This window comes from Streptococcus cristatus (genome assembly GCF_003943505.1).
In the GTDB taxonomy this organism is placed as follows: Bacteria; Bacillota; Bacilli; order Lactobacillales; family Streptococcaceae; genus Streptococcus; species Streptococcus cristatus_E.
This window is the reverse complement of record NZ_RJPS01000046.1, coordinates 1-870: the sequence shown is the minus strand read 5'-3', so window position 1 is coordinate 870 and position 870 is coordinate 1. Positions and strand designations below refer to the sequence as shown.

1 protein-coding gene is annotated in these 870 nt (G+C 43.8%); it reads left to right on the top strand.

The window, feature by feature from the left end; translation table 11 throughout:
* Positions 1–9: 9 nt before the first annotated feature.
* A partial coding sequence (locus D8792_RS11370) for a mucin-binding protein (protein ID WP_446677397.1) occupies positions 10–870 on the top strand: 861 nt, incomplete at its 3' end.

Genomic DNA, 870 nt, shown 5'->3' with positions numbered 1-870 from the left:
GTAGCAGATGTGAAGGTTACAGCAGACTCAGCGAAACCAGCCGATGAAGTTGTAACTTACAAGAAGGCTGATCAAAAAGCAACCATCACCTTCGTAGACCAAGCTAAGAAAGAATTGGCTAAGATCTCAGAAGGCGGTAAGTCAGGCGAACCAATTAGCCGTGACCAATACCTTGCGAAGTTGAAAGAATTGACTAACCAAGGTTACAAGGTTGTGAACGATGAGTTCAAGGATCCACAAAACTTTGATGATGATGCAAGCAAGGACCAAAACTTCACTGTTCAATTGGAAGAAGGCGTAGTACCATTCAATCCAAATAATCCACCGAAACCAAACGATCCAATGGATCCAAGCAATCCGGATGGACCTAAGTGGACAGATGATAAGATCAAGTCAGCTCAACAAGAAGCTGTGAAGGAATTGAGCCGTACGATCAAGTACGTATACGAAGATGGTAAAGAAGCAGCACCAAGCTTCACAGANAGCGCTAAATTCACGCGTATTCTGAAGATCAACGTCGTAACGAAAGCGATCGTAGAAAAAGGCCCATGGACATCACAAGATGACGTGATCAAGGGACAAACTTCACCAGACATCAAGGGTTANGTAGCAGATAAAGCNAGNGTAGCAGATGTGAAGGTTACAGCAGACTCAGCGAAACCAGCCGATGAAGTTGTAACTTACAAGAAGGCTGATCAAAAAGCAACCATCACCTTCGTAGACCAAGCTAAGAAAGAATTGGCTAAGATCTCAGAAGGCGGTAAGTCAGGCGAACCAATTAGCCGTGACCAATACCTTGCGAAGTTGAAAGAATTGACTAACCAAGGTTACAAGGTTGTGAACGATGAGTTCAAGGATCCACAAAACTTT